25 protein-coding genes are annotated in these 26925 nt (G+C 59.9%); 9 read left to right on the forward strand and 16 right to left on the reverse strand.

What is annotated here, in order from left to right; genetic code table 11:
* Positions 1-8 precede the first annotated feature (8 nt).
* The 7 genes from AC3WR3_RS10825 to queF form a co-directional block, all read right to left on the reverse strand.
* Positions 9-452: a hypothetical protein gene (locus tag AC3WR3_RS10825; RefSeq protein WP_202046953.1), complete on the reverse strand. Its 444-nt coding sequence runs from the start codon at positions 450-452 to the stop codon at positions 9-11.
* A 119-nt stretch (positions 453-571) separates the two neighbouring features.
* Positions 572-1579: an isocitrate dehydrogenase gene (locus AC3WR3_RS10830; RefSeq protein WP_025327939.1), complete on the reverse strand. Its 1008-nt coding sequence runs from the start codon at positions 1577-1579 to the stop codon at positions 572-574.
* A 142-nt stretch (positions 1580-1721) separates the two neighbouring features.
* Positions 1722-2531: a flap endonuclease Xni gene (xni, locus tag AC3WR3_RS10835; RefSeq protein WP_429107272.1), complete on the reverse strand. Its 810-nt coding sequence runs from the start codon at positions 2529-2531 to the stop codon at positions 1722-1724.
* A gap of 132 nt (positions 2532-2663) precedes the next feature.
* Positions 2664-4019, reverse strand: coding sequence for a nucleotide 5'-monophosphate nucleosidase PpnN (ppnN, locus tag AC3WR3_RS10840; RefSeq protein ID WP_041206266.1), 1356 nt, complete (start codon positions 4017-4019; stop codon positions 2664-2666).
* 158 nt (positions 4020-4177) lie between these two features.
* Positions 4178-5773: a GGDEF domain-containing protein gene (locus AC3WR3_RS10845; protein ID WP_492291851.1), complete on the reverse strand. Its 1596-nt coding sequence runs from the start codon at positions 5771-5773 to the stop codon at positions 4178-4180.
* An 85-nt stretch (positions 5774-5858) separates the two neighbouring features.
* A complete protein-coding gene (locus AC3WR3_RS10850; RefSeq protein ID WP_492291852.1) occupies positions 5859-8129 on the reverse strand; it encodes a hypothetical protein in 2271 nt (756 codons plus the stop codon).
* A 114-nt stretch (positions 8130-8243) separates the two neighbouring features.
* On the reverse strand, positions 8244-9092 hold the full coding sequence (gene queF, locus AC3WR3_RS10855) for an NADPH-dependent 7-cyano-7-deazaguanine reductase QueF (protein ID WP_265436251.1): 849 nt from the start codon (positions 9090-9092) through the stop codon (positions 8244-8246).
* Positions 9093-9197: 105 nt separating this feature from the next.
* On the opposite strand from queF, the gene syd reads away from it, so the two are divergent.
* On the forward strand, positions 9198-9746 hold the full coding sequence (gene syd, locus AC3WR3_RS10860; RefSeq protein ID WP_202046948.1) for a SecY-interacting protein: 549 nt from the start codon (positions 9198-9200) through the stop codon (positions 9744-9746).
* A 94-nt stretch (positions 9747-9840) separates the two neighbouring features.
* Here syd and AC3WR3_RS10865 read toward each other — a convergent pair whose 3' ends face one another.
* The 5 genes from AC3WR3_RS10865 to AC3WR3_RS10885 all read right to left on the reverse strand — a co-directional run bounded on the left by AC3WR3_RS10865 (position 9841) and on the right by AC3WR3_RS10885 (position 12822).
* A complete protein-coding gene (locus AC3WR3_RS10865; protein WP_342058074.1) occupies positions 9841-10626 on the reverse strand; it encodes a Zn-ribbon-containing protein in 786 nt (261 codons plus the stop codon).
* A 9-nt stretch (positions 10627-10635) separates the two neighbouring features.
* Entirely contained in the window at positions 10636-10932 is a 297-nt protein-coding gene (locus tag AC3WR3_RS10870; protein ID WP_041207059.1) for a hypothetical protein, read from the reverse strand.
* Between the two features lie 193 nt (positions 10933-11125).
* Positions 11126-11362: a DUF2789 domain-containing protein gene (locus AC3WR3_RS10875; RefSeq protein ID WP_025327930.1), complete on the reverse strand. Its 237-nt coding sequence runs from the start codon at positions 11360-11362 to the stop codon at positions 11126-11128.
* 66 nt (positions 11363-11428) lie between these two features.
* The gene (locus tag AC3WR3_RS10880; RefSeq protein WP_025327929.1) at positions 11429-11725 is read right to left on the reverse strand and encodes a DUF3301 domain-containing protein; all 297 of its coding nucleotides are present in this window, start codon (positions 11723-11725) and stop codon (positions 11429-11431) included.
* A gap of 71 nt (positions 11726-11796) precedes the next feature.
* Positions 11797-12822 carry a DUF3549 family protein gene (locus tag AC3WR3_RS10885; RefSeq protein WP_492291853.1) on the reverse strand — a complete coding sequence of 342 codons (1026 nt, stop codon included), beginning with the start codon at positions 12820-12822 and terminating at the stop codon, positions 11797-11799.
* A 212-nt stretch (positions 12823-13034) separates the two neighbouring features.
* On the opposite strand from AC3WR3_RS10885, the gene AC3WR3_RS10890 reads away from it, so the two are divergent.
* From AC3WR3_RS10890 to ptsG, 6 genes are all read left to right on the forward strand, one after another.
* On the forward strand, positions 13035-13370 hold the full coding sequence (locus AC3WR3_RS10890; RefSeq protein ID WP_139436577.1) for a YqcC family protein: 336 nt from the start codon (positions 13035-13037) through the stop codon (positions 13368-13370).
* 70 nt (positions 13371-13440) lie between these two features.
* Positions 13441-14187, forward strand: a complete 747-nt coding sequence (truC, locus tag AC3WR3_RS10895; protein WP_139436575.1) for a tRNA pseudouridine(65) synthase TruC — start codon at positions 13441-13443, stop codon at positions 14185-14187.
* Positions 14188-14372: 185 nt separating this feature from the next.
* Positions 14373-14813 carry a flavodoxin gene (locus tag AC3WR3_RS10900; protein ID WP_139436573.1) on the forward strand — a complete coding sequence of 147 codons (441 nt, stop codon included), beginning with the start codon at positions 14373-14375 and terminating at the stop codon, positions 14811-14813.
* A 519-nt stretch (positions 14814-15332) separates the two neighbouring features.
* A complete protein-coding gene (locus AC3WR3_RS10905) occupies positions 15333-16583 on the forward strand; it encodes a maltoporin (RefSeq protein WP_492291854.1) in 1251 nt (416 codons plus the stop codon).
* Positions 16584-16654: 71 nt separating this feature from the next.
* The gene (locus AC3WR3_RS10910; protein ID WP_492291855.1) at positions 16655-17638 is read left to right on the forward strand and encodes a MalM family protein; all 984 of its coding nucleotides are present in this window, start codon (positions 16655-16657) and stop codon (positions 17636-17638) included.
* Between the two features lie 429 nt (positions 17639-18067).
* Positions 18068-19498: a PTS glucose transporter subunit IIBC gene (ptsG, locus tag AC3WR3_RS10915; RefSeq protein WP_139436569.1), complete on the forward strand. Its 1431-nt coding sequence runs from the start codon at positions 18068-18070 to the stop codon at positions 19496-19498.
* A 178-nt stretch (positions 19499-19676) separates the two neighbouring features.
* Here the strand turns inward: ptsG and AC3WR3_RS10920 are convergent, their stop codons facing one another.
* The 4 genes from AC3WR3_RS10920 to map all read right to left on the reverse strand — a co-directional run bounded on the left by AC3WR3_RS10920 (position 19677) and on the right by map (position 24797).
* On the reverse strand, positions 19677-20060 hold the full coding sequence (locus tag AC3WR3_RS10920) for a DUF3461 family protein (RefSeq protein WP_202046941.1): 384 nt from the start codon (positions 20058-20060) through the stop codon (positions 19677-19679).
* Between the two features lie 212 nt (positions 20061-20272).
* Entirely contained in the window at positions 20273-21100 is an 828-nt protein-coding gene (gene dapD, locus AC3WR3_RS10925) for a 2,3,4,5-tetrahydropyridine-2,6-dicarboxylate N-succinyltransferase (RefSeq protein WP_005330795.1), read from the reverse strand.
* A gap of 176 nt (positions 21101-21276) precedes the next feature.
* Positions 21277-23922 carry a bifunctional uridylyltransferase/uridylyl-removing protein GlnD gene (gene glnD, locus AC3WR3_RS10930; RefSeq protein WP_492291856.1) on the reverse strand — a complete coding sequence of 882 codons (2646 nt, stop codon included), beginning with the start codon at positions 23920-23922 and terminating at the stop codon, positions 21277-21279.
* A gap of 86 nt (positions 23923-24008) precedes the next feature.
* The gene (map, locus tag AC3WR3_RS10935; protein WP_139436560.1) at positions 24009-24797 is read right to left on the reverse strand and encodes a type I methionyl aminopeptidase; all 789 of its coding nucleotides are present in this window, start codon (positions 24795-24797) and stop codon (positions 24009-24011) included.
* 358 nt (positions 24798-25155) lie between these two features.
* Between map and rpsB the strand changes: the two genes are divergently transcribed.
* Positions 25156-25884, forward strand: a complete 729-nt coding sequence (rpsB, locus tag AC3WR3_RS10940; RefSeq protein ID WP_025327917.1) for a 30S ribosomal protein S2 — start codon at positions 25156-25158, stop codon at positions 25882-25884.
* A gap of 104 nt (positions 25885-25988) precedes the next feature.
* Complete coding sequence (gene tsf, locus AC3WR3_RS10945; RefSeq protein WP_139436558.1) at positions 25989-26870, forward strand: translation elongation factor Ts; 882 nt, start codon at positions 25989-25991, stop codon at positions 26868-26870.
* Positions 26871-26925: the final 55 nt, after the last annotated feature.

The following is a 26925-nucleotide window of genomic DNA, read 5'->3' on the forward strand; positions in this document are numbered from 1 at the left end:
TGGTGCCATCAGAAGCGGTAGTCGAAACGCATCATGGACTCGTCATCGGTGATCTTGAGCTCGATCTGAAGCGGAATGGTCTTGTCGGTGGGATTGAACTGCATCTTGACGCCGTCCCCCCGGAGCTTGACCGAGGTATTGAGGCCACCGGCGTTGAACTTGATCCTGGGTTTGTGCTTTTCGAAGGAGAGGCTCACGCTCTTCTCGGCCGTCAGATTGAGTTTCTGGTAGGGCGTGACCCGCTGGGTGCCGTTGCTGTCGGTCATGATGTCCACGCCGAGGGAGAGCGGCTTGGGGCTCTTGAGCAGGTCGTTGGTGTCTATGGTGGACTGCCAGGTCTGCTTGGCCGGCGGCTCGTGCTGAGGGGGCGGTGTCAACCAGGCGTTGTCGATGGGCCTGTCTAATGCCATGGTACTGCTGCTGAAGATCAGCAAGATGAAAGTAGCACGCATGATGGATCTCCTTATCCTTCATATGAACATAGTATTCATCTGACAAGGGAGATAGGGGGATCCGGTATAAAACGAAGGGAGCCGAAGCTCCCTTTTTAAATCAATCAGTTAGATATGATTTATAGACGGTCTATGATGGCCTGGGTGAATTCGCTGGTGGAGGCCGTGCCCCCCAGATCCCGGGTCACCCGATCACCGGACTCGATGGTCGCCCGCACTGCCTCGCGGATGCGCTCGGCCTTGTCCTGCATGCCCAGGTACTCCAGCATCTGGATGGAGGCGAGGATCACCGAGGTCGGGTTGGCGATGTTCTTGCCAGCGATGTCCGGTGCCGAACCGTGCACCGCCTCGAAGATGGCGGCGCCCTCACCTATGTTGGCACCTGGGGCCATGCCTAGGCCCCCTACCAGACCGGCGCAGAGATCCGAGAGGATGTCGCCGAACAGGTTGGTGGTGACCATGACATCGAACCGCTCCGGGTACATCACCAGATTCATGCAGGCGGCGTCGACGATCATCTCTTCGTTCTGGATATCCGGATAGCGGGCAGCCACCTCGCGCGCCACTTCCAGGAACAGGCCCGAGGTGGACTTGAGGATGTTGGCCTTGTGGATGATGGTGACCTTCTTGCGCCCTTCCTGGCGCGCCAGCTCGAAGGCGAAGGTGACGATGCGTTCGGCCCCGTCGCGGGTGATGATGCTCATCGCCTCGGCGCTCTGGTTGTCATCGCTGCGCTTCTGGCCGGCGCCCGAGTACATGCCCTCGGTGTTTTCACGCACCGTGATGATGTCGATGTTGTCGTAACGGCTCCTGGTGCCCTTGAAGGAGATCACCGGGCGCACGTTGGCGTAGAGGTTGAACTTCTTGCGCAGGGAGACGTTGATGGAGGTGAAGCCGCCGCCGACCGGCGTGGTGAGGGGGCCCTTGAGGCTGACCTTGTTCTTCTCAATCAAATCGAGGGTGGACTGGGGCAGCAGCTCGCCGTGCTTCTCCAGCGCGACCAGGCCGGCATCGGCGTAGTCATAGTCAAAATCACAGCCGGCGTGGGTCAGGATCTGGATGGCGGATTCGATGATGCTGGGGCCTATGCCGTCGCCCGGAATGACGGTAATTTTTCTTTTTGACATGAGACGTATCCACTTCTAGGGAACAGAGGGGGAGGATTCGGCGGTTTTATACCATTTTTGCACCACTTCCTCCATGTTTCTTTACATTTTTCCCATTTATGTCAACAGGTACGGCCTGTTTCGGGGAATAGTGTGCCGGGGATCACGCCCCCGGGTCGGGCTCGGGCGGGTAGCGGATCTCCCTCAGGTTGAAACCGAGGGGGATGTCCCGCTGCAGCCGCACCAGCCGCTGGGCCAGCAGGGCCTCCTCCTTGTGCTGGCGCAGCTTGAGCAGAGGCTTGCCCGCGTCTTCTTGCAAGCAGGCATCCAGCATGGCGGCCAGATCGCCATATTGTTGCAGCAGCTGGGTCGCCGTCTTTGGCCCTATGCCCGGCACTCCCTTGATGTTGGAGCCGCCGATGCCGGTCAGGGCCCAGAAGTCCACCAGCTGCGCCGGGGCGACGCCATATTGCTGCCGGACGAAGGCCTCATCCAGCCAGCGCTTGTTGAAGTAATCCCGCACCCGGATCTGCGGGCAGATGAGCTGACAGAAGCCCTTGTCGGTGGAGATGATGGTGGCCCTGGCCCCGTGCTGGGCAATTCCACTGGCTAACGTGGCGATAAGATCGTCCGCCTCGTCGGTCTGGGAGAGCAGGGCATCCACACCGCACTCCCAGAAGGCGTCCTGCAAGTCGGCCAGCCCCTCCCTCAGCTCCTGTGGCATGGGGGTGCGCCCCTCCTTGTAGGCCGGATAGATCTCCTTGCGCCAGCTGTGCACCTCGCCGTCAAACACGGCGATGACGTGGGTCGGCTCGCTGCCGGCCAGCAGTTTCTTGCAGGTATTGATGAGGTTGGCGCGGGTGGCGAGCAGGGCCTGGGCCGGGGTCAGCGCCTGCTGGGCCTGCACCGCGTGCAGGCGGCGGATGAGGTTGAGGGCATCGATGATGAGCAGGTGTGGCCTGAGGTGTTGCATGGCAGGGAGCACTCTTGGCGGTCGGGACGGCCCATTGTAACAAGGGATGGGCGTCATGCTAACCCCGGACGCCAGGGCCGGGAAGTGAAAGAGGGGCCTGGGGCCCCTCCTGTCATCACGGGCGCAGCGCCCTTATTTCACGATTTCGTAGCAGGGAATGTACTGGCTGCCAGGCAGCTTCATCCGCTGCTGCCTGACGAAGCTCTCCAGCAGCCTGTCCATCAGGTGCATCAGCTCCTTGTCGCCGTGCAGCTTGAAGGGGCCCTTCTTCTCGATGGCGCGAATGCCCCCTTCCTTGACGTTGCCGGCGACGATGCCGGAGAAGGCGCGCCTCAGGTTCGCCGCCAGCAGCTGGGGCGGCTGGTTGCGGTGCAGATCCAGGCTCGCCATGCTGGCGTGATCCGGCTCGAACGGCAGCTGGAATTCCGGCTCTATGCGCAGGGACCAGTTGAAGGAGTAGGCATCCCCCACGGATTTGCGGTACTCGCGGATCTTCGGCATCGCCTCCTTCATCACCCGCGCCACTTCCGGGGCATCCCCGACGATGATGCGGTAGAGGCTGGTGGCCGGCTCACCCAGGGTGGCCTTGACGAAGTCGTCGATGGCGCGGAAGTAGTCGGCGCTCTCCTTCGGACCGGTCAGTATGATGGGCATGGGCTGCCGCTCGTTGGCCGGGTGCATCATGATGCCGAGCAGATAGAGCAGCTCCTCGGCGGTGCCGACCCCGCCCGGGAAGATGATGATGCCGTGGCCCAGACGCACGAAGGCCTCCAGCCGCTTCTCGATGTCCGGCAGTATCACCAGCTCGTTGACGATGGGGTTCGGCGGCTCGGCGGCGATGATGGAGGGCTCGGTGAGGCCGATATAGCGGCCGTTGCGCACCCGCTGCTTGGCGTGGCCGACGGCGGCCCCCTTCATGGGGCCTTCCATGGCACCCGGGCCGCAGCCGGTGCAGATGTTGAGCTCCCGCAGGCCCAGCTCGCTGCCCACGGCACGAGTGTACTGGTACTCCACCTCGTTGATGGAGTGACCCCCCCAGCAGACCACCAGGTTGGGATCCGCGCCGGGCAGGATCGCCTTGGCGTTGCGCAGTATGGCGAACACCACGTTGGAGATGTGGGTGGAGTTGGTGAGGTTGACCAGGCGATTGGACTCCAGCTGGGTCGAGACATAGAGGATGTCGCGCAGCACGGAGAAGAGGTGCTCCTGGATGCCGCGGATGATTTCGCCATCGACGAAGGCGTGCTCGGGGGCATTGAACAGTTCGAGTTTGACCCCGCGCTCGCGCCGGATCACATGAATGTCGAAGGACTTGAAGCGCTCCAATATCTCTTTGGAGCTGTCGGTGTGGCTGCCGGAGTTGAGCACCGCCAGCGAGCAGTTGCGAAACAGTTGATAGATATCGCTGGAGGCAGTCTGCTTGAGGCGATCCACCTCAAGTTGGGACAGCAGGTCCATGCTGCCCACGGGATTGATGTGTGTAATCATAATTTCCCCTTTCACTCGCTTGTTATCGTTGTGCTTTCCCTGGGGAGAAAACGGGATGCCATGGCATCCCTCGAGTTCGATAGTAGAGGCAAGGGGTGGGGCAGGGGAATAGGGGGTCGGTGCGTTTGCCTGTTTTTTAGCCGCAGTTCAACCCGGGATCAGGCCAGATTGACCTGATCCCGGCCCAGATTCTTGGAGCTGTAGAGTGCCTTGTCGGCGCGCTCGAATGCGTCCGTGGTGTGATCCCCTTCGCGAAACAGGGTGGCGCCGATGGAGATGGTGATCTCGACCCTGGCGTCTCTGAACCTGAACGGAATGCTCTTGACCGTCTGGCGCAGGTTCTCCAGGGGTTTCTGGTACTTGTCCGGATTGATGTTCGGCAGCAATACCACGAACTCCTCCCCACCGAAGCGGGCGATGAAGTCGGTGTCGCGCAAGGCGTTCTGCAGGGCCTTGGCGACCACCTTCAAGGCCTTGTCCCCGGCCATGTGGCCGTAGTTGTCGTTGATGTTCTTGAAGTGGTCTATGTCGATGATGGCCAGACACAGCGGGGTGCCGTACCGCAGCCAGCGCTTGTACTCGAGCTCGAGCCGCTCGTCGAGGGCCGCCCGGTTGTGCACCTGGGTCAGGCTGTCGAGGAACAGCTTGTGCTTCTGGATGGTGAGCCGCTTCTTGTACTCGGCCGTCTCCTCCTTCATCAGTCGCAGCTTGGCTTCCATGTTGGAGAGGTGGGTGAGCAGGTGACGCTCGCGGCTGGCCATGGCCTCCCGCTCCTGCTGCAGGCGGCGTATGGTGTCCAGATGGCTGGAGATGGCTCCCTTGAGGGACAGCGGGGAGTTGTGGGTCGCCATGGTGCGATCGATGGCGGCGAGCTCCCGCTCCAGCGCCTGGCCGCTGAGGTGGGCGGCATTTTGCAGCGCCCGCCCCTCGTCCAGGGACTCGGTGAAGTTGAAGTGCACCGCCGAGAGGCTCTCGTTGAGGGAGCTGAGGAAGGCCTGGGAAGATTTACGCTCCTCCCGGGTCCCCTCTATGATGAGCTCGATGATCTGCAGGCAGATCTCCGCCAGCAGGGGCGGGGTGATCCCCCCCAGCAACTGGCGACGGATGTCCGCCAGGCTTTCCCCCACGGCGCCGGCAAAGTCGAGCTCTGTGATGAGCCGCTGCAGCTCATCGGAGATCTGGGCGTGGGCCTTGATATCGAAGGAGTCGGTGGGCACCGGGTTGGAGAGCTCGGTGGCCATCTCCGGGGCGAGCAGGGGCTGGCGTGGCAGCAGCTGGATCTTGATGGCCTGCTGGTAGAACTCCAGCAAGCGGATCACCTTCCTCTGGTGATCGCCTATGCCATAGCCCTCGGGGCTCGCGAGAAACTCCTTGAGGGAGCGACGGGTATCTTCCGGAAAGCCCTTCAAGGACTTGAGCTGCTTGCTGCCGAGATCGATGGCGGCCCGGGTCAGACTGATGGACTCCTCCATGGCGTGGCCATGTTGCTGCAACAGCTTCTCGATGACGGCGAGATCGGCGTCGAGCGAGGAGAGGGGAGGGTTGCCATCGAGCTTCTGCTTGAGCTTGGCGAGCCGGCTGTCCAGTTCACGATCGTGACCACGGCAGGCCTGCATCAGCTTGCCGATGAACTGGATGCTGCGGGTGCGTTCGGCATCGGAGAACGTGGCCATGCCATCGAGCTCCTGCTGTTTTTGCTGAAGGGATTCCCTGAGTCTTGCCAGTTGTCCTGTTACGGCAGCGATATCATTCATTGTTCAGGTCGCCCTGTTGTCATTATCGTTTTTGTGTCGTCCAGCAACAGTAAGCCAATGAAAGACCCCGTTGAGTACCTTTTTGTTATGGGTTATCCGGCACTTTCGTCCGTGAAAGCAAAAGCCAATTAACCCATTGCTTTTCATGAGAAGAATTTACTTTTACCAGTCCCTTGTCAATTGCCATCAAGCAGCATTGCCACACATCGCCATTAAAAAATGCGGCCTGTTGGCAATCGATGGCCGCCAGCTCCAGCCAGACGCTCTGCTGGTATTTTTCACTGAGTTGCATGGCCCCCGAGAGCGCCAGATAACAGAGGTCGAACAGGCCGTGATGATCGAGGGCCATGGCCGCCTTGGGCAGGAAGGGATGGCTGACGATGCCGAGGCTGATGTGCCTGTCCAGCGGGTATTCGCAGGGGAAGGCGGCCAGGGTGTCCAGCAGCTCCTGTGCCAGCTGGTGCAGCTGGGCCACATGGCGTTGGGGCACCACATAGAGCAGGTGTCCCTCGCGCAGATCGTAGATGCGGCCATCCTGGGGGGTCAGCTGATTGATGTAGTGGCCGAAGGCCTGTTCAATCTCGCGGCTGACCTGATATCCATGCTGCTCCAGGCTGTTGACCAGGAAGGGCACCCGGAACAGCAGGTAGTGGAGCTTGTCGTCAAATTCGCTGGTGGGGCGCTCGCTCAGGTACCAGCGATCGGATTTTTGCTGGCGCTTGGCCATCTCGCGCGGCCAGCGGCTCATCAGTCGCTGCCAGTTGGCCAGGCCGCTGCGCGGCTCGATGAGCAGGGCCTCCCCCAGTTGTCTGGCATTGAGGCGGGCGACCCGCAGCTTGAGCCAGAGGGTGAAGAAGAGGTAGATGAACAGGACCAGCAGCAGGCCCGTGCTGACGCTGGTCCAGAGATAGCGCTCCTGCTGATGCTGGCTCTGGTCGAGGCGCTGCTCCAGCTCCTTGACCTGCTGGGCGCGCTCCACCTGGGCATAGTTGTCGCGGACCGCCTCCTGCTCCAGATCGAGCTGCTGCTGGCGGACCAGCTCGCTGCGCTGGTGATAGTTCTTGTAGCTCTCGAGGGCCTGCTGGAGGTAGCCCTTCTGCTCGTAGGCGATGGCGAGCAGCCGGAAGATTTCAAACTGGCGGCGGATGTCGCCAATCCGGTTGGCCAGGGTCAGGGCATTCTCCAGCTGCAGGATGGCAATGCCCGCCTCCTGCTGCTTGAGGTGCAGCTCCCCCAGCAGCAACAGGGTATCGATCAGCGACTCCTTGTCGTCCCCCAGCTCGTGGGACTGGCGCGCCGCATTGAGGTAGTTGCGGGCCAGGGTCAGGTTGCCGGTCTGCAGATAGGTCTTGCCTATCTCGAACTTGAGGTGGGCGATGCGGGTGCGGTTCTTGCTCTCGTCCAGCAGATCCAGGGCGTTGAAGAAGTAGACCAGCGCCATGTTCATCTCTCCCTGATCCCGGTTGAGCCGGGCGAGCACGATCAGGGCGTCGCTGAGCAGGGAGGGGTTGCCGAGGGCATGGAAGTAGTTGGCCGCCTCGTTGGCATACTGCAGCGCTTTTTGCGGCTCCTGCTCCGCCTGATAGAGGCTGATCATCTGGTTCGACAGCAGGCCGAGGAAGAGGGGATCCTGCAGATTCCTGGCCTGCTGCTGGGCGTCTATGTACTCCCCGAGGGCGAGCTGGGGCTGCCCGAGCGCCTGATAGAGATCCCCTCCCACGGCGCTGACCCAGGCCCTGGCCAGGGGGTTCTTGGCCTGCTCTGCCCATTGACGCGCCTCGGTCAGCTGGCGTTTGGCCAGATCGAACTGCCGCCCCGCCATGCTGGCGTTGACGTGTAGCAGCCGGCTGTAGACCTGCAGCTGACTCTCTTTGAGGCCGGGGTTGGTCAGCAGCTTGTCCAGCTGTTCGAGCGCCATCGTGCTGGCGCCAGGGGCATGCTCCTGCATCTCCCGGCTGCGGATCTTGAGATAGAGGCCATGGGCCTGCAGCTCGAACTGCTGCTCCTTCTCGGCCATGGCGATGCCCTTGTCGAAGGCGTCCTGGGCTGGCTGGCTCTGCCCCAGCTGTTGCAGGCACTCGCCCTGGAGCAGGTAGGCCCCCGTGGTCTGGGTCGCAGTGCCATAGCTCAGGATCGGCTCACGATAGCCGTATTCCTGGCGGTTGCTGATGATTTGCTTGGGGTTATTGGCCGTGCGTTCGAGGAAAGAGGTGGCAATCTGGACACATCTGGCGGGATTGGTCAGCACCAGGGTCTGTGCCTGCTGCAGATCGATAGACAACTGCTCCTTGGCCAGATCCAGATCCGGAGCCGACAGGGAGGACATCATCATTGCCAGAAAAAACAGTTGATTCATTGGATTAAGAACGGCACGGAGGTGCAGGCATGTTATCCAAGCCCACCCCCGCCCGTCCAGAGTTCATTGCTGACATGGGTGATGGGCCTGATCCCCCGGCTTGTAGCGCCGGCTTTACTGGCGGATGAGGCGCAGGTTGGCGGGCACCGGCTCCCAGTCACTGCGGAAGGGGTTGATGTCCAGGCCCCCGCGGCGGGTATAGCGGGCATAGACGGTCAGCTGCTGCGGGGCGCAGAAGTGCTTGAGATCGATGAAGATGCGCTCTATGCACTGCTCGTGGAACTCGTTGTGCTGGCGGAAGGAGATAAGGTAGCGCAGCAGCTTCTCCCGATTGAGGCGCGGGCCGCGATAGTGGATCACCAGGGATCCCCAGTCCGGCTGGCTGGTGACCAGGCAGTTGGACTTGAGCAGATGGCTGTGCAGTGTCTCTTCCACTATGTCCGCCTCTGCGGCCCCTTGCAGCAGGGTCTGGTCAAACTCGTAGCTGTCGATCTCGATGTCCTGCTCGTCGATGCACTCACCCGGCAACTGCACTATCTGGTGGGGGGCCTGATCGAGGGGGAACAGGGTGACGCTCACCTCTGCCCCGGCACAGGCGCTCAGGTCTTTGGCCAGCAGTGCCTGCACCGCCGCCAGAGAGTCGCAGCGGGTCTGGTTGAAGGAGTTGAGGTAGAGCTTGAACGACTTGGATTCGATGAGGTTAGGGCTGGTGGCGGGCACGGCCACTTCGCCGAGCGCAACCACGGGCTTGCCCTTGGCATTGAGCCAGGAGAGTTCGTACAGGGTCCAGACGTCGCAACCCTGGAAGGGCAGCGTCTCGCCAAGGCCGAGATCGTCGCGATTCAGACTGCGTGGCACGGGTTGCAGCAGGGACGGGGTGTACTGGCTGATGTAGGCAGACTGCTGTCCCAGGCTCAGGCCCTGCAACGCGCTGGCGCCTGCGTATCTCTCTTGTTTGCTCATGCTTGTTTGCTCACGCTTGTCTGATAAAGGGTTTGATGGTGCAATGCCCGGATTTTTCGGTCAGGTTCTTGCGGCGATCAGAGGCCGCTATTGTGGGGAATATCGATGTCGGATCAAGTCCTGTCTGCCCTGGAGCAGTTCTTTTTACGCTGGCAGCGCGATGGCGAGGCGAGGCGGGGGCTGCCTCTGTGCGAGTGGGAGGCCGACTGGCGCTCCCCTTGCGAGCTGGATGAGCCCAGAGAGGGGCGGGTGGCCTGGCGTCCCCACCGGCGCCCTGTGCCCGCCGACTTTGCGGCCATGGCAGATGCCCTCGAGCTGACCCTGCACCCGAGCGCCCTTGCCCTGTTTGGCCACTGGTTCAGCCGCCCGCTCCCCTGCTCCTACAAGGGGCTGCGCATCGAACTCATACTGCCATGGAACGAGGCCGATCTGGACCTGCTCAAGGAGAACCTCATCGGCCACCTGCTGATGCTGCGCAAACTCAAACGCACGCCGTCGCTCTTCATCGCCACCACCCGCAACGAGATGACGCTGGTGTCGCTCGACAACGAGAGTGGCCAGGTGTGGCTGGAGTGGCTGGATTCCGGTCGCCGTCTGGTGCTGGCCCCTTCCCTGCCGGCCTTCCTCGCACGGCTGGAAACCTTGCCGCAGTAAGCGACCCGTTTTCGCTCGCCCAGTATGTAAAGAAGGGCCTTGCCATCTGGCAAGGCCCTTCTTTCATGTCATGGGGGAAACGGCGCAGGCGGAGCTAGTCCTTGAAGTCCCAGGAGAGGTTGGAGACCAGTCGGCAGGGATCGCACTTGAAGTCGAAGATCTCGTGCAATGGCGCTGCCAGTGCCCAGTCGTTGCCACAGCCCGGGCAGGGGCGTGCCAACTCCGCCGCCTTGCTCAGGCCGCCGACCCTGTAGAGGTAGTAGTAGGTCGGGATCCCGCAGAGCCCCTCCAGCCGTCTGGCCAGATCACTGCCCCGGCGCTGCAGGCGGCTGCCCACCTCGCCGATTTCGTGCAGCACGGCGTGCTCGGCGATGGAGCCGTTCATCTGTAGCTGATCGCAGGCCTCCCAATCCTCCTGCCACTTGATGATCTGCTTGTGGTCGCCGTTGGCGATGGCAGGCAGGCGGTAGAGCGGAATGGGGGCGAAATGATCGCCGCAGCGCAGGGGGGAGCAAGTGTGCACAAAGCTGGTGTAGAGCAGCATCCAGCTCGGCCGTTCTCCCTGCTCGCCGCAAGGATCCGTGCTGTCGGAGAGCAGATCCATGCCGAGCAGCTGGGGCTTGGGGGCCAGCAGCCCCGCCTGGTGCAGGCCCTGTTCGGCCAGCGCGACCTGCTCGCTCTGGTTGTCCGGGTGCAGGCTGTCCCGCTCCGGGCAGACCACCCGGCTGACGAAGCAACCATCCTGCATGCTGGTGGGAAACTCCCGCCCCAGGATCTGCCCCTGGTAGCGCAGCATGTCGAGGTAGTTGACGATGGCCGGCTCGGCTTCGCCGAGGGAGGTGTCACGGTAGCATTCAAAATTGAGTTCGAGGATGTACATGGGGAGCCATCAATCCTGCTGCTGTTTGAGCAGCAGGGCGGTCAGGCGATCGACCTTCTGCTCGAGGCGATTGAGCTGCTCGCCCAGTTGTTGCAAATCGACGGCCTGGGCCGGGGCGGCAACGGCGGGGGCGCTGGCCGGGGCCGGGTCTGCCGACTGGGGCTGTTGCTTCCACTGGCTCAACACCTTGAGCAGCTCGGCCATGGGCACGGGGTGACTGAGGCGGGCCTTGACCATGGCGGTGGAGGGGGTGATCCCCCTGGCACTCAGTTCGTTGGCTATCTGGATGATCTCTTGGGCTGACATCTTGGCTCCTGCGCGGCGCTCTTGCTGCTTGCGGATGGTGGCACAGAGCTTAATCAAAGCCTGCCCATCAGGAAAGCGGCGCTAAGGGGGGAGGCCCAGATTGTTGAGGTGGAGAAGCCAGGGGGATTGAGATCTGATGGGTGGCACAGAGCTCAAACCCCGGCCCTCGGGAAAGCGGGGGACGCGGGCCGGCTCAGTTTGCCTGGCGCAGCATCACGTCCAGTTGATCGATGGCTTCGGACCAGTCGGAGTCGTTCCAGAGCGCGTCACGCAGGAACACGGCCTGGGAGGGGCTCCAGAAGCTGGCCTCCGGCAGCAGGGTCTGATTGTCCAGATGGTGCTCGCGGATGAAGCGGTGCAGGCTTATCTCGTCATTGGCCAGGCCCAGCTGGGCGAAGAGGGCAGGCATGTCATGGGTCAGCAATTCCATCTCGAGTCTCCTTGAAGGGCGATTGTCGAGAATTATAGCCAGCCGCCACGGCCTTGCCCCCATGGGCTAGGAGGGGAGGCGATGGGGCGGCAGCTCGACCCCGGCGACATGCAGGCCCTGCATGCAGAGCTGGCCCTGGTAATGGCTCTCCCCGTCGCTGGAGAACTCGAACTGGTAATAGGTCAGCAGGCGCAGGGGCTTGTGCCCCAGAGCGCGATGGGTGCGGGCCAGCGACAGCAGTTGCAGATCGTGGTGCTGGCAGTAGCGCCGCATATATTGCCAGGCCAGCTCCGCCTGGCGGCGTTGTTGCCAGAAGGCCCAGCCGATGGCGCCAAGCAGCAAGATTCCAAGCATTTCTCCCATCAGCGGGTTCCTTCTGTGATGTATGGCCTGGGCCGTGCTTCCCGGGGAAAGCACGGCCGCACCGAGAGTGGTTATACCGAGGCGAACAGTCGGCCTATGGCCTGGCCGAGGGCCTCGCTGCGCTCGGGGTCACGCAGTCTTGCCAGCATATCATTGCGCAGGGCGGGCAGTGTCACCAGCTCGGCAAAGACCTGATTGAAGAACTGGGTGGGCTGCAGGGCGAGTTGCTCCAGAAACAGTCCGAGCAGCTCGGGGTTTTTCAGATCGGGCCAGAGACGGCCTGCGATGGCGAGCAGCAGGGCCGGGCTTGGCCGGGTGTGCAGCAGGGTCAGCAGCTTGTTGCTGCGCAAGGCATTGCCGGAGCAGGAGGCCAGCGCCCGGCACAGGTAGGCCAGGGTCTCGGCATTGGGTTCGGCGCACTCCTGCTCCTTGCCGATGCGCTCGAGCAGGGCACCCTGCAGTGCCGGCGGCAGGGGGGCGTTTTCCAGGCTCTGGCACAGGGCGTAGAGCGGTTCCAGAGGCAGCCTGGGCAGCGCCTTGCACACCAGGGCCAGATTGCGTTCATCCTGCAACCGCTCCGCCAGATCGGCGAAGCCTTGCAGCCCCAGGGCTTGCCACCCCTCTTCCCCTGGCGCCGCCAGGTAGTGGCAGAGGGCCTCGTAGTAGGCGGAAGGCGCCTGCTCCAGCTGACGGGCCAGCTTGGCATGCAGGCTGGCCATCTTGGCCTCGGCCGGCCGGAAGGTGTAGGGGTTGTCGGCCAGTCGCTGCGCCTTCTCCTCGTCCAGATCGCCGGTGAGCTTGTAGCCCAGGGTCTCGACCACCTGATCCATGAAGTGCTTGGGGCCGCTGGCGATGAGCAGGCCATGCTCGTCGAGGGCAAACTTGAGGAACCAGAGGTAGTGCCTGGATTCGGCTGGCTGGAAGAAGTGCACACCGAGCCAGGCATGCTGTTGCAATGGCCAGGGGTAGGGCTCCTGCTGTTCGATGCGAACGAAGAGATCGCTCGCCAACGGGCGCACCTGGCGGCCCATGTCGAACAGCTGGAACTGGGTCTCGGCCTGGGTCAGAAATTCGGTCAGGGTATTGATGGCAGACATGAGGGCATCCGGCAAAATGTGATGCGGGCGATTATAAGGAGGCTGCATCAGATAGCCAGTGGCGCAGGTGCGGGCCATGAAAGTGATGGCAGCATGGCAGCCACCCCGGGGGCGGTGTATAGTAACGCCCCTTTTTGGCATGCGTGTTTGAAGAAGACGGGATCCCTGCCCTCTGGCAGCGGGATGGACGTCGAGACGAGGAAGAGGACGAGATGAATCAATATTTGCTGGTCGCCGGTCTGCTGGGTGAACTCACCGCCGAGTTGCAACGCCTCGAACGCTGGCAAGCCGAGCATCCGGGGGCCGAGGCGCTGGCGAGCGAGCTGCCGTTTTGCGTCGATACCCTGAGCTTCGATCAATGGTTGCAGTTCGTGCTGATACCGCGCATGGAGCAGCTGGTGCTGCTGCAGGCGCCGCTGCCCACCAGCGTATCCCTCTATCCCATGGCGAGCGAAGCCTACAAGGACGAGCTGGCCGAGGTGGCCGGCCTGCTGCGCCTCATCGGTCGTTTCGATCTGCTGCTGACCGGAAAAGTGGTGGATCAATGATCAATACCCTGCCTGCCCAGCCACGGGCCCTGGCCGCGGCGCGCTGCATTGGCGATACCCGGGTGACGGCATGAAACTGACCCTGCTCTATCAGGATGACTGGCTGGTGGCGGTCAACAAGCCGTCGGGCCTGCTGGTGCATCGCAGCTGGCTCGACAAGGCCGAGACCCGTTTCGCCATGCAGATGACCCGGGATCTTATCGGGGGGCGTCATGTCTACCCCGTGCACCGGCTGGACAGACCCACCTCCGGGGTGTTGCTGTTTGCGCTGGATCCGGCGGTGGCCCGGACCCTGACCGAGGCGTTTGCCGCCCGTCGGGTGCACAAGGAGTACCTGGCGCTGGTGCGGGGCTGGGCCCCGGAGCAGGGGCTGATCGACTACCCCCTCAAGGAGCAGCTGGACAAGATAGCCGATGCCATGAGCGACCCCGATCGCCCCGCCCAGGAGGCGGTGACGGCGTTTCGTCGTCTGCATCGGGTCGAGCTGCCCCACGCCGTCTCCAAGAAGCATCCCACCAGTCGCTACAGCCTGGTTCGGCTCTTCCCCAAGACGGGTCGCAAGCATCAGTTGCGTCGTCATCTGGATCACCTGTTCCACCCCATAGTCGGTGACACCACTCATGGTGATGGCCGTCATAATCGCTTCTTTCGCGAGCACTATGGTTGCGAGCGGCTGCTGCTGGTCGCCCACCGCTTGAGCTTCGAGCATCCTGTGCTCAAGGTGCCGATGCGGATCCAGGCACCACTCGGCCCTGAAGTGCTGGGCCTGTTCGCCAGGCTGGGGTGGCCCGCCAGCGAGAGCGACTACGGCGCCTGATACCCGTCATCATTTGTGGCCTCTGACCGGGCTGTGGCATGCTGTAGGCCACGTCTGTCAGAGGAACCACTTATGGCTCAACGAGATACCCCGCTAGCAACCCCGCGCACCCAGACCCTGTCCGGGGCCAAGACTCCGGGCACAGTGCCAGAGTCGGGCCCTCTCCTTCGCTCGAGGAGTCGCTGATGGCCGAGATCGATATCCTGGTCGGCACCGTCTACGGCTCGGCCATGCTGGTGGCCGAGACACTGCGGGATCACCTGCAGGCCCAGGGACATGTCTGCCAGCTCTTCGACGAAGCCGAGCTGACTGACATAGACGCGTCCCGCTTCTTGCTGATCGTCAGCGCCACCACGGGGCAGGGGGATATTCCTCCCAATCTGCAACCCTTCGCCACGGCCCTGGCCGATCGCGCTCCTTATATGAAGGGATGGCGTTATGCCCTCATCGCCATGGGGGACAGCAGCTATGAGCATTTCTGCGGTGCCGGACGCAGGCTCGATGAGCTGCTGCAGGAGCTGGCTGCCGACGCCCTGGTGCCGCGTCTGGAGATAGACGCGACACTGGAAGATGAACCTGAGGTTGCGGCGCTGGCCTGGTTGAAAAGCTGGGAAAATAGGCTGTAGCCGGATTGCCTTCGTATTTTAAATTTCGCCCCTGTGAGCATGCTCACGGGGGCGTGTTATTTTGGGATTCACTTAATCTTCCTTGAAATATATCCCGCACTTTATCGGGTTATTTTTCCCCGCCAGATCGGACTCCTCAGACCCATATTCATCAGAACGGCGACACATCAGAAAATTAAAAGTTCCGCACTGAAAGCGATTTCAATCATGTTTTTGTTACGGCGCAACGGGTTAATCACTTAATCTTCATCGCAAATTAATACTTGAAAGCGATTTCTTTGGTGTGTTTTTGCTTTGGATCGTTATTTGTTGGTCTGTTATTGCTTGTTTTTGCATTTTCTTCCTTGATATGCGTCCTCCGGGGTGGGAGCGCGCGATTTGTCACCGTTTTGTGAATCAGCTCATGTTTGTCGCGAAATTGGCTACATATAATCGACCCCGGTTATCGCTGAAACGTTTTTCAGTGATAAGAACTTGAATATCAGGATCACACTCCCAGCGGGAATAAGGAAAATGAAAATGAAAGCAAAGTGGCTCCCGATTGCAGCAGCAGTAACCGCTGCCCTGGCTTCCCAAGCCGCCTTCGCCGTTGATTTCCACGGCTACTTCCGTTCAGGTGTTGGTGTTTCCGACAACGGCGACATGCAAACACTGAGCAAACAACGTGTTGGCCGTCTGGGTAACGAAAATGAAACCTACGGCGAAGTCCAGCTGGGTCAAGAAGTATTCAGCAAAGACAACAAGACTTTCTATGTAGACTCCATGTTTGCCATGACCTCCGGTCAGAAGCGTGACTGGGAAGCTGACAACAGCGATGCCGACTTCGCACTGCGTCAGTTCAACGTACAGGCCAAGAACCTGTTTGGTGGCGGCGAAACTCTCTGGGCTGGCAAGCGTTTCTATCAACGTCATGACATCCACTTATCCGACTTCTACTACTGGGATGTTTCCGGTGCTGGTGCTGGTGTAGAGAACATCCAAGCTGGTCCTGGTAAACTCTCCGTGGCTGTTGTACGCAATGATCCGTGGGATGCGTACGATGCTGGTGATAATACCACCACCCTCGACACCAACGTTTTCGATCTTCGTTATGCTGGGATCCCCCTGTGGCAAGATGCCAGCCTCGAACTGGGTTATGACTTCGCCAATGCCAATCCGACCGACCAGCAGGACGCTCAGTTCCCGAACATCGATGATGGACACATGCTCACTGCAGAGCTGACTTGGGCTGTGATGGGTGGTTTCAACAAGACTGTTGCCCAGTACTTTATTGACGGTTTGTCTGGTCAGGCTTCCAGCTACGGTAGTGGTTCCGGTAGTGGCCTGCAGGCAAATTCCTCCAGTGGCGATGGCTTCCGCCTGATCAATCACGGTGTAATTTCACTCGGTGAGAAAGTTGAAATGGGTCACCAGTTGGTCTACGGCAAGTCCAGTGACTTCTCCGAAGGCCTCACTAAATTTGATGATCGTGACACCTTCTCTGTAGTAGTTCGCCCGGCTTATAAGTGGAACGATTACATGAAGACCTACCTGGAAGCTGGTTACTTCAAGGATCATCAGACTAAGCAAGGCTCTTCTGAAGAGACCAACGATGGTTCCAAGTTCACCTTGGCACAGGCTTGGTCTGCCGGTCCAGGCTGGTGGGCTCGCCCAGAGCTTCGTGTCTTTGCCAGCTACCTGCAGCAGGATGAAGCCTTCCGTGCCGACAGCAATGGTACCCCGCAAGATGACACTTGGACCGTGGGTGTGCAAGCCGAAGCTTGGTGGTAATCTGAGTCTTACCTGATACACTGTGCCCCCGCTAGTCGGGGGCATTTTTTTCTAAATGGATTTGCATCACTATGAAACAGAAACTTTTTTTCTTGACCGTGGTCGGCGGGCTCGTGATGGGCGGTTGCTCTTCCTTCGAGGCCCAAGTTGCGCCGACACAACAATATAAGTCTGTAGTCAGCAATCGGGATGCTGCAGTCTCTGCCTTGTCGAGTGCTTCTGAATGTTGCCGTGATCTCTCCGCCTTGCCGTACAAGGAACTTCCAGTAAGCACGGGACAGGTGGTTCCTATTGATACCTCATCACCGGTTTACCGTTTTGAAGAGGGAAAGAGCTACTTTGCTGCCTATCATCTGCCTGTGAACAGCGGTGATCTGCGGATCACGGTTGAGGGAATCGTCGACCACACATTGTTCAACCCCATCGCTTTGATGCTGGACTCACGTCATCGGGTAACCCGTAAACTGGGTCCAGAAACCTTCAAGTATGAGCCAGCTAGGTTCATGAGCGGGGACCGGATGGAAGCGGTGTTTACCGTGGATAGATCCCAAGTCGGCAATCCCAACAACGAAAGCTATTTGGTGATCTACACCGACGAGTCCAAGTTGGGAGGGACAACAACTGTCATGAGCCAGACCAAGCTAATGGCCAAGTCTATGTCGGTGGTGGACTATGGTGCCAAAGATCCTGTGGTCCCTCACTCTCCATGGGGGGTGGTACGGCTCTCGGTAGAGGATCTGAGCGGTAAGCAAACTAGCAGTAATTATTACAAGCCGACCTATGATGCGCCGATCCCGCCCCCAGCCCCTGCCGTTGAGGCCACACCAAACAAACTGATGGTCGTTCCTGTGGCTGCATCGGGCGTTACTAGCAGAGCAACTGCCGCCCCCATGCTGAGCGAAACAGAGACCTTCTACAACAGCCAGATCGAGAAAGCGGTCAAGGCCGGGGATATCGACAAGGCGATGCAGCTGGTGAGTGAAGCCGAGCGGGCAGGTTCAACCAAGGCGAAATCCGTCTTTATTGATGCGGTGAAACGTTCACAAAAAAACTGAATGACTGAATTTATGTAGACTTATATTTATTTCAGGCCTCCCTTGTTGGAGGCCTTTTTAATCGGTAGACTGGATAATATAAAACATCAATGCGTTACATTAAGTTACAATTAGTTTCCTTGGGTATCATATGGTTTCTCTGTGATTTATTTTGAAGTGATTCATTTCTTTTTGCCGCGCGACTATAACAATGCGAAATAATATTCAAGATTCCCTCACTTCCCCTTATTTAATTATCTTGTGATCTCTCCTCCAAATTTATTATTCCCTTGGGTGCGGCGCAGGCATTTTAAAAGCTGCTGGGTTATATTCTGTTGGTCAAAATAAGCAACCCGGGAAACGTATCCAGTACTACGTCAGATGAAGAAGGTCGTCATCTATAGCTGCACTGAGTCGTTGACGGAAAAAAATCCATTCAGGAGCGCACACATGTTAAAAAATGCTTTCTCTAATCTGCAAAAGGTCGGTAAGGCGCTGATGCTGCCCGTATCGGTCTTGCCCGTTGCAGGTATTCTGCTGGGGGTGGGCGCTGCTCACTTCAGCTGGTTGCCGGAAATTGTCTCCCAGCTGATGGAGCAGGCCGGTGGTTCAGTGTTTGGTCAGATGGCCCTGCTGTTCGCCGTCGGCGTGGCACTTGGCTTTACCAATAACGACGGTGTATCCGGTCTGTCAGCCATCGTCGGCTACGGCATCATGGTCGCGACCCTGAAGGTCATGGCACCTGTGATGGGCGTCGAAAGCATAGATACCGGTGTGCTGGGGGGTATCCTCGCCGGTGGTGTCGCTGCCTGGGCGTTCAACCGTTTCTACAAGATCCAGCTGCCCGAGTACCTTGGCTTCTTCGCCGGTAAGCGTGCCGTGCCCATCATCACCGGCTTCGTCTCCATCGGCCTGGGTGTTGTGCTCTCCTTCATCTGGCCGCCGATCGGTGGTGCCATCGGTGCCTTCTCCGACTGGGCTGCCAACCAGAACCCGGTACTGGCCTTCGGTATCTACGGCGTGGTTGAGCGCTCCCTGATCCCGTTCGGTCTGCACCACATCTGGAACGTCCCCTTCTTCTATCAGGCGGGTACCTGTGTCAACGCCGCTGGCGAAACCGTACACGGCATCATGACCTGCTTCCTGACTGCAGATGACGCTTCCCGTGCTGCCGGTAACGGCTTCGGTCAGCTGGCCGGTGGTTACCTGTTCAAGATGTTCGGTCTGCCTGCTGCCGCGTTTGCCATCGCTCACTCAGCCAAGCCGGAAAACCGTGCCAAGATAGTTGGTATCATGGCCTCTGCTGCCCTGACCTCCTTCCTGACCGGTATCACCGAACCTATCGAGTTCTCCTTCCTGTTCGTGGCACCGGTACTGTATGCGATTCACGCCCTGCTGGCTGGTCTGGCCTATGTGCTGACCAACTCCCTGGGTGTCGTACACGGTCACACCTTCTCCAACGGCTTCATCGACTTCGTGGTGCAATCGCCCCGTGCCGACAACATGCTGCTGCTGGTCGGTCTGGGCCTGGTCTACGCCGTCATCTACTACGTGGTCTTCACCGTGGTGATCCGTGCCATGAACCTGAAAACCCCGGGTCGCGAAGACGAAGCTGCCGAAGAGACCGTTGGTCAAAGCAAAGACGAGATGTCTGCTGCCCTGGTGTCTGCCTTCGGTGGTAAAGAGAACATCGCCTCCCTGGATGCCTGCATCACCCGTCTGCGTGTCGGCGTGAAGGATGTGGCCAAGGTTGACCAGGCTGGTCTGAAGAAGCTGGGCGCCGCCGGTGTGGTGGTTGCTGGCTCCGGTGTACAGGCCATCTTCGGTACCAAGTCCGACAACCTGAAAACCGAGATGGACATCTGGATGAAGAGCAACTAATGGTTGCCTGACATCGAGAGTTCCGAAAAGGGAGGCGCAAGCCTCCCTTTTTGCTGGGCGCTTGTCAGCCCGCTGGACGGAGGGCCGAGCAGATCCGGGGGGAGGGGATTGGCTGCTCCCCTGTGGATCGGCATTAAAAAAGGCGCCTGATGGCGCCTTGTGCAGGATGGGAAACTGCCTAGAGTTTTTCCAGATCCCGCTCTATCTCGCTTATCTTGTTCTGCACCACTTTTTCCAGGTGGCGCAGATCGCGCAGGATTTTCTGCTTGATGTCCTGATCGATCTCGACCTGTACGCCCTGAGTCAGGTTATCCAGCTCATCCACCACGTACTTGAGGTTGGCGTTGATCTCGGTGACATCCTTGTACTCATGGGTGCCCGAGTCTATCAGCATGGTCTTGCGCTGACGGGGATACTTGAACTTGACGCTCTTGGCGAAAAACTCCCCCTTCTGCTTCTTGAAATAGATCTTGAGGATGTCGTGGTTGGCCTCCTGGCGCAGGGTATAGCTGTCCACTGAGGTGGGCTCCTGGATCCCCAGGCTCTTCAGATTCTCGTACATCGGGCTTCCTCGGTTTGAAACGATCCTGACCCATCTATCTTAACCGAGTCACGGTGGCTTGCCTGTGACAGGAGCGCCAAAATTACCAGGGTCCCAAAAGATCCCTTTTTTCGCTGCTCGGTCGTGCATGAGGACCACCCAAAATAGTGTGGCTGGCTCACAACCATCAAAAAGGGCGCCATAAGGCGCCCTTTTATGCACGGCAACGCGGATTACTCGTCGATGGAACGCAGCAGGGCGTTGATACCGACCTTGGCGCGGGTCTTGGCATCCACCTTCTTGACGATGACGGCGGCATACAGGCTGTACTTGCCGCACTTGGAGGGCAGGGAGCCGGAGACCACCACCGAACCGGCCGGCACGCGACCATAGTGGATCTCGCCGGTTTCGCGGTCATAGATGCGGGTGGACTGGCCGATGAAGACGCCCATGGAGATGACGGAGCCCTCCTCGACGATCACCCCTTCAACCACTTCGGAGCGGGCACCGATGAAGCAGTTGTCCTCGATGATGGTCGGGTTGGCCTGCAGCGGCTCCAGTACGCCGCCGATGCCGACGCCGCCGGAGAGGTGCACGTTCTTGCCGATCTGGGCGCAGGAGCCCACGGTGGCCCAGGTATCGACCATGGTGCCTTCATCGACGAAGGCGCCGATGTTGACATAGGAGGGCATCAGCACGGTATTGGGAGCGATGAAGGAACCCTTGCGAGCGGTGGCCGGCGGCACCACGCGCACGCCCGCCGCCTTGAACTGCTCGGCGGTGTAGTCGGAGAACTTGAGGGGAACCTTGTCGTAGTACTGGGCGTCGTCGCCCTTGATGATGCCGTTGTCATTGATGCGGAAGTAGAGCAGCACGGCCTTCTTCAGCCACTGGTGGACGACCCACTCACCGGCAATCTTCTCGGCGACCCGGGCCTTGCCGGAGTCCAGCAGATCGATGGCCTCCAGAATGGCGGCCTTGGTGGCGGCATCGACGGAGCCGGGGGTGATGGAATCACGGCGCTCGAAGGCCGCTTCGATGGTCTGTTGCAACTGGGTCATGACAGGTTTCCTTTAAAAAATTCTGTTTGTTGTATCACACTTTTCCAATCGTTTTTAAGGGCTCTGGCCGATTTCTTCAAAAGAAAGGCGATTTATTGTACTTAAGTGGCCCAACCACTTGTTCTGATTGATAAATCAGAACAATAAACGGTGTCTTGTGAAGCCTTGCCCGGGCCTTATCGCCCCTCTTCGTCCCCCTGCTCCTGCGGGTTGAGCTGATTGACCAGCCGCTCCTCCAGCGCCTGCTGTTCGGCCTGGTTCAGCGGCTCGCCGGCCAGGGTGGTGAGGCTGAAGAAGTCTTCCACCCGCTCGCCTATGGTGGTGATCTTGGCGGCATGCAATTCGATGCCGCACTGCTGGAAGACGGCACCGATGCGGGCCAGCAGGCCCGGGGTATCCAGGGCGGTCAGCTCCAGCAGGGTGTGGCGGCTTTCCCCCTTGTGGGGCAAGAAGACCACCCGGGTCGGCACGCTGAACTGGCGATGGCGCCTGGACAGGGGCTTGTTGCGCAGCACCAGCTTGCCCGGCTCCTGCAACGCCTTCTCCAGCGCCTTCTTGATGGTGGCGGTGCGGTTGGGGCTGATGGGTTCGCCATTGGGTTCGAGCACGATGAAGGTGTCCAGCACGTAGTCGTTGCGCGAATTCATGATCTGGGCGTCGTGGATGTTGAGGTTCTTCTGATCCAGCGCCGAGGCCACGGTGGCGAACAGATTCGGGGTGTCGCGGCAATAGATGAACACCTCGCTGCCGCCCCGGATGGGGTGCTTGCCGATGAGCACCAGGGGGGCCGGATTGTCGCCGTGCGCGATGATCTTGCGGCAATGCCAGGCGATCTGCTCCGGGCTGTGGCGCAGGAAATAGTCGGCCTTGAAGTCGTTCCAGAGGGCGCTGACGGCCTCCTCCGGCACCTCGCGCTGGGCCAGGATCTGCCTGGCCTGACGCTGGTTCTCGCGGATCTTGAGCCGCATGTCCGGCGGGTTTTCCAGCCCCTGGCGCAGCGCCTTCTGGGTGGCGAAGTAGAGTTCGCGCAGCAGGGTGCCCTTCCAGTCGTTCCACAGGGTGTCGTTGGTGGCACAGATATCGGCCACGGTCAGGCAATAGAGCAGATCCAGGTGCAGTTCGTCGCGCACCTTGTGGGCGAAGTCGGTGACCACTTCGGGATCGTAGATGTCGCGGCGCTGGGCGGTGACCGACATCAGCAGATGGTGGCGCACCAGCCAGGCCACCAGGCGGCTCTCGTAGCGATCCAGCCCGTGCAACTGGCAGAACTCCAGCGCATCGACGGCGCCGAGTTCGGAGTGATCTCCCCGCCGTCCCTTGGCGATGTCGTGGAACAGGGCGGCGATGCTGAGCAACTCCGGCTTGCGAAGTTGGGCGAACACCTCGTGGCAGAGCGGGTGGGTCTGGCGGCTGGCCGGATTCGGGAAGCGATGGATGTTCTGGAGCAGGCGATGGGTGTGCTCATCCACCGTGTAGGCGTGGAACATGTCGAACTGCATCTGGCCGACGATGAGGTTCCACTGGGGCAGATAGGCCGCGAGGATCCCGTACTTATGCATAAGAGTGAGGGGCTGGCCGATGCCGTTGGGGTGGCGCAGCAACGCCATGAAGAGGCGACGGCATTCGGGCAGGTCCTGCAGCCAGCAGCTGAGGGTGCGTCTGGCCTCCCGCAGCTGGCGCAGGGTGGCGGAGTGGATGCCGGCGATGTCCGGGTGCTGGGCTATCTGGTAGAAGAGCCGCAGTATGGCGGCGGGGTCGCGGCCAAACAGCTCGGAATCCACCGCATCGATGAGGCGGCCACGGAGCTGGAACTCGTCGCTGATGCGGCGCACATCCATGGCGGTGTTGCCGAGGATGGCCTCGTCAAACAGCTGCAGCAGCATCTCGTTGAGCTCGGCCACCCGTCTGACCGTCTGATAGAAGCGTTTCATCATCTGCTCGACCGGGCCGTTGCCTTCCCCCTCGAAGCCCAGCATCTGGGCCACGGTGCGCTGGCGGTCGAACAAGAGGCGGTTGTCCCCCTTGTTGATGGCCATGTGCAGGGCGAAACGCACCTTCCACAGGAAGTTCTGGCAGTCGAGCAGCTCGCGGTACTCGGCCCGGTTGAGGAAGCCGTGGCTGGTCATCTCGAACAGGGTAGTGGCGCCGAAGTGGCGGCGGGCGACCCAGGCCAGGGTCTGGATGTCGCGAAGTCCCCCGGGATTGTTCTTGAGATCCGGCTCCAGCTTGTAGGCGGTGCCGAGAAACTGCTGGTGGCGCAGGCTCTGTTCCTCGCGCTTGGCACGAAAGAAGGCCTCGCTCGGCCAGAAGTGTTGGGGCTGGGTGGCGGCCTGCAGCTGTTCGAATCCCGCCAGGCGTCCGGTGATGTAGCGCGCCTCGATGAGGTTGGTGGCGACAGTGATGTCGCTGCGGCCCTGCTCGATGCACTCGCTCACGTTGCGCACCGATTGCCCGACCTCCAGCTTGAGATCCCACAAGAGGGTGATGAACTCGCCGATGCGCAGCCCCAGCACCTCGTCCAGCTCGTCCCCTTCATAGAGGATGAGCAGGTCGATGTCGGAGTGGGGGTGCAGTTCGCCCCGGCCATAGCCCCCCACCGCGATCAGGGTCAGGCTGGTCTTGTCGAAGCCGAACTTGTGCCAGAGCCTGGTCAGCAGCGCGTCCATGTACTCGGAGCGGGTGGCCACCAGTTCGATGATGTTGTCACCGGCATCGAAGCGCTCGTGCAGCCAGACAAGGAAGCGGCTCAGATACTCCTTGCAGTTGTCACGGGTGAGCTGGTCGTCGGGTAACAGGTGGGGGGAAAGCAGACTGGCATCCATGGCATCTCACACACAAGTGGCAGGCAAACGGCTGGAACGGGCAGTAAAAACCCCGGCGCTTTTGAGGTCAGGGCCGGGGTTCGATGTTAGCTGTGTTTGATGACGCGGTCGATAGTGTCGTCGGGGCGCAGGGTGAGCACCTCGCAGCCATCCTCGGTGACCAGCAGGGTGTGTTCCCACTGGGCGGAGTCGCCGCCATCCTTGGTGGTGACAGTCCAGCCATCCTTGGGATTGATGCGGCAGTGGTACTTCTTGCTGTTGACCATGGGCTCTATGGTGAAGCACATGCCCGGTTTGAGCTCCAGCTTGCCGCCATTGCGGTAGTGGAGGATCTGCGGCTCTTCGTGGAACTCGCTGCCGATGCCGTGGCCGCAGTAGTCACGAACCACTGAGAAACCGGCCTGCTCGACGATGGGCTGGATCACGGCGCCGATTTCGGTGATGCACATGCCGGGACGCACCCGCTTGATGGCGGCGTACAGGCTCTCTTGCGCCACCTTGCACAGCTGGCGACGCAGGGGCGTGGTCTGGCCCACGATGAACATGGCGGAGGTGTCGCCGTGGTAGCCATCCTTGATGACGGTGATGTCCAGGTTGATGATGTCCCCTTCCCGCAGCTTCTTGTGATTGGGGATGCCGTGGCAGATCACATCATTGACCGAGGTGCAGATGGACTTGGGGAAGCCGTGATAGTTGAGCGGGGCGGGGATGGCCTGCTGTACCTCGACGATATGGTTGTGGCACAGGGTGTTCAGCTCGTCAGTGGTGACGCCAGCCTTGACATGGGGGGCGATCATGACCAGCACATCGGCGGCCAGCTGGCCGGCAATGCGCATCTTTTCAATCTCTTCCGGTGTCTTGATTTTAATGGACATGGGATCTCTCTTGGGGCCTGACTGCGCATCCTGCCGATGCCCAACAATCAGGTAATGAAAAATAGATGCGTTTGCAATCAGGGCAAAATTTTATCCCCAACCCCCGTTTACTTCCAGTGTGATCGTCATCGCAACGTTATCCAGCGGTCGCAGCCCTCGCCGGGATCCATTTTTAGCGGCCCAGCTGGTGGTGTCCTGACCAAAGTTATGGTATAAAGCGCGCCGGAATGGGGAACTTGTGCCCCCTTCCATCACCCTTACTCAATAACACACACACATCGACACCTGTACCGGGGTGCCCCTTTGGGGTCGGTTACATGGGATGTGTGGAGGCCTAACCCCAATACAGAGGTATAAAATGGCTAAAGTTTCTATGCGCGACATGCTGCAAGCCGGCGTTCACTTCGGTCACCAGACTCGTTACTGGAACCCGAAAATGAAGTCCTACATCTTCGGCGCCCGCAGCAAGGTTCACATCATCAACCTGGAAAAAACCGTTCCGATGTTTGACGATGCCATGAACTTCATCAGCTCCGTAGCTGCCAAGAAGGGCAAGGTCCTGTTTGTAGGTACCAAGCGTGCCGCGTCTGAAGCCGTAAAAGAAGCCGCTGAGCGTTGCGACCAGTTCTATGTTAACCACCGCTGGCTGGGCGGCATGCTGACCAACTGGAAAACCGTTCGTCAGTCCATCAAGCGCCTGAAAGATCTGGAAACCCAGAGCCAAGACGGTACCTTCGACAAGCTGACCAAGAAAGAGGCGCTGATGCGTACTCGCGAAATGGACAAGCTGGAGAAGAGCCTGGGTGGTATCAAGAACATGGGCGGCCTGCCTGACGTTCTGTTCGTTGTCGATGCCGACCACGAGCACATCGCTATCAAAGAAGCCAATAACCTGGGTATCCCGGTAGTTTCCATCGTTGATACCAACTCCAACCCGGACGGCGTTGACTATGTCATCCCGGGTAACGACGACGCTATCCGTGCCGTACAGCTGTACCTGAATGCTGCTGCTGACACCGTACTGGAAGCTCGCGCTCAGGACATCGTTGTTCAAGCCGAACAAGATGGCTTCGTTGAAGCTGAGTAATTGATAAGGACTGTAAAGCCCTTATTAACCAAGCTGATGTAATTGGTTAGCAGGGGCCCTTGTGGCCCCTGTTTCTTGTCAATTCAAGACCGAGGATACTGGACATGGCTAACGTTACTGCCGCCCTGGTAAAAGAACTGCGCGAGCGCACCGCCGCTGGCATGATGGATTGCAAAAAAGCACTGGAAGAAGCCGCTGGCGACATCGAGCTGGCAATTGAGAACATGCGCAAATCCGGTCAGGCCAAGGCCGCCAAGAAAGCGGGCCGTATCGCCGCTGAAGGCGTGATCTTCGCCCGCACCGAAGGCAACGTTGCCGTCATGATCGAGCTGAACAGCGAAACCGACTTCGTCGCCAAAGACGCCAGCTTCATGGCCATGGGCCAGAAGATCGCCGACATCGCCGCGACCCAGAAAATTGCCGACATCGACGCCCTGAAGGCCGCCGATTTCGGTAACGGTGAGTCCGTTGAGCTGACCATCACCAACCTGATCGCCAAGATCGGTGAGAACATGAACCTGCGTCGCGTGATGCTGGTTGAAGGTGACAACCTGGGTACCTACGTACACGGTTCCCGTATCGGTGTTATCACCAAGCTGACCGGCGGTACTGCCGACCTGGCCAAAGATCTGGCCATGCACGTCGCTGCCAACAGCCCGCAGTTCGTCAAGCCTGAAGATGTGTCTGCCGAAGTCGTTGCCAAAGAGCGCGAAATCCAGATCGACATCGCCATCAACTCCGGCAAGCCGAAAGAGATCGCCGAGAAGATGGTTGAAGGCCGCATGAAGAAGTTCACCGGTGAGGTTTCCCTGACTGGTCAACCCTTCGTGAAGGATCCGTCCATCACCGTGGCCGAGCTGCTGAAGAAAGAAGGCGCTGACGTTGTTTCCTTCACCCGTTTCGAAGTGGGCGAAGGCATCGAGAAGCAAGAGACCGATTTCGCGGCTGAAGTTGCAGCCCAGATCGCGGCCGCTCAGAAGGCCTAATCGAACCGGTTTTTCCGTTTCCCCAGACCGCGACTTATGTCGCGGTCTTTATATG

This window comes from Aeromonas sp. EU05-FHT14A05 (genome assembly GCF_058791175.1).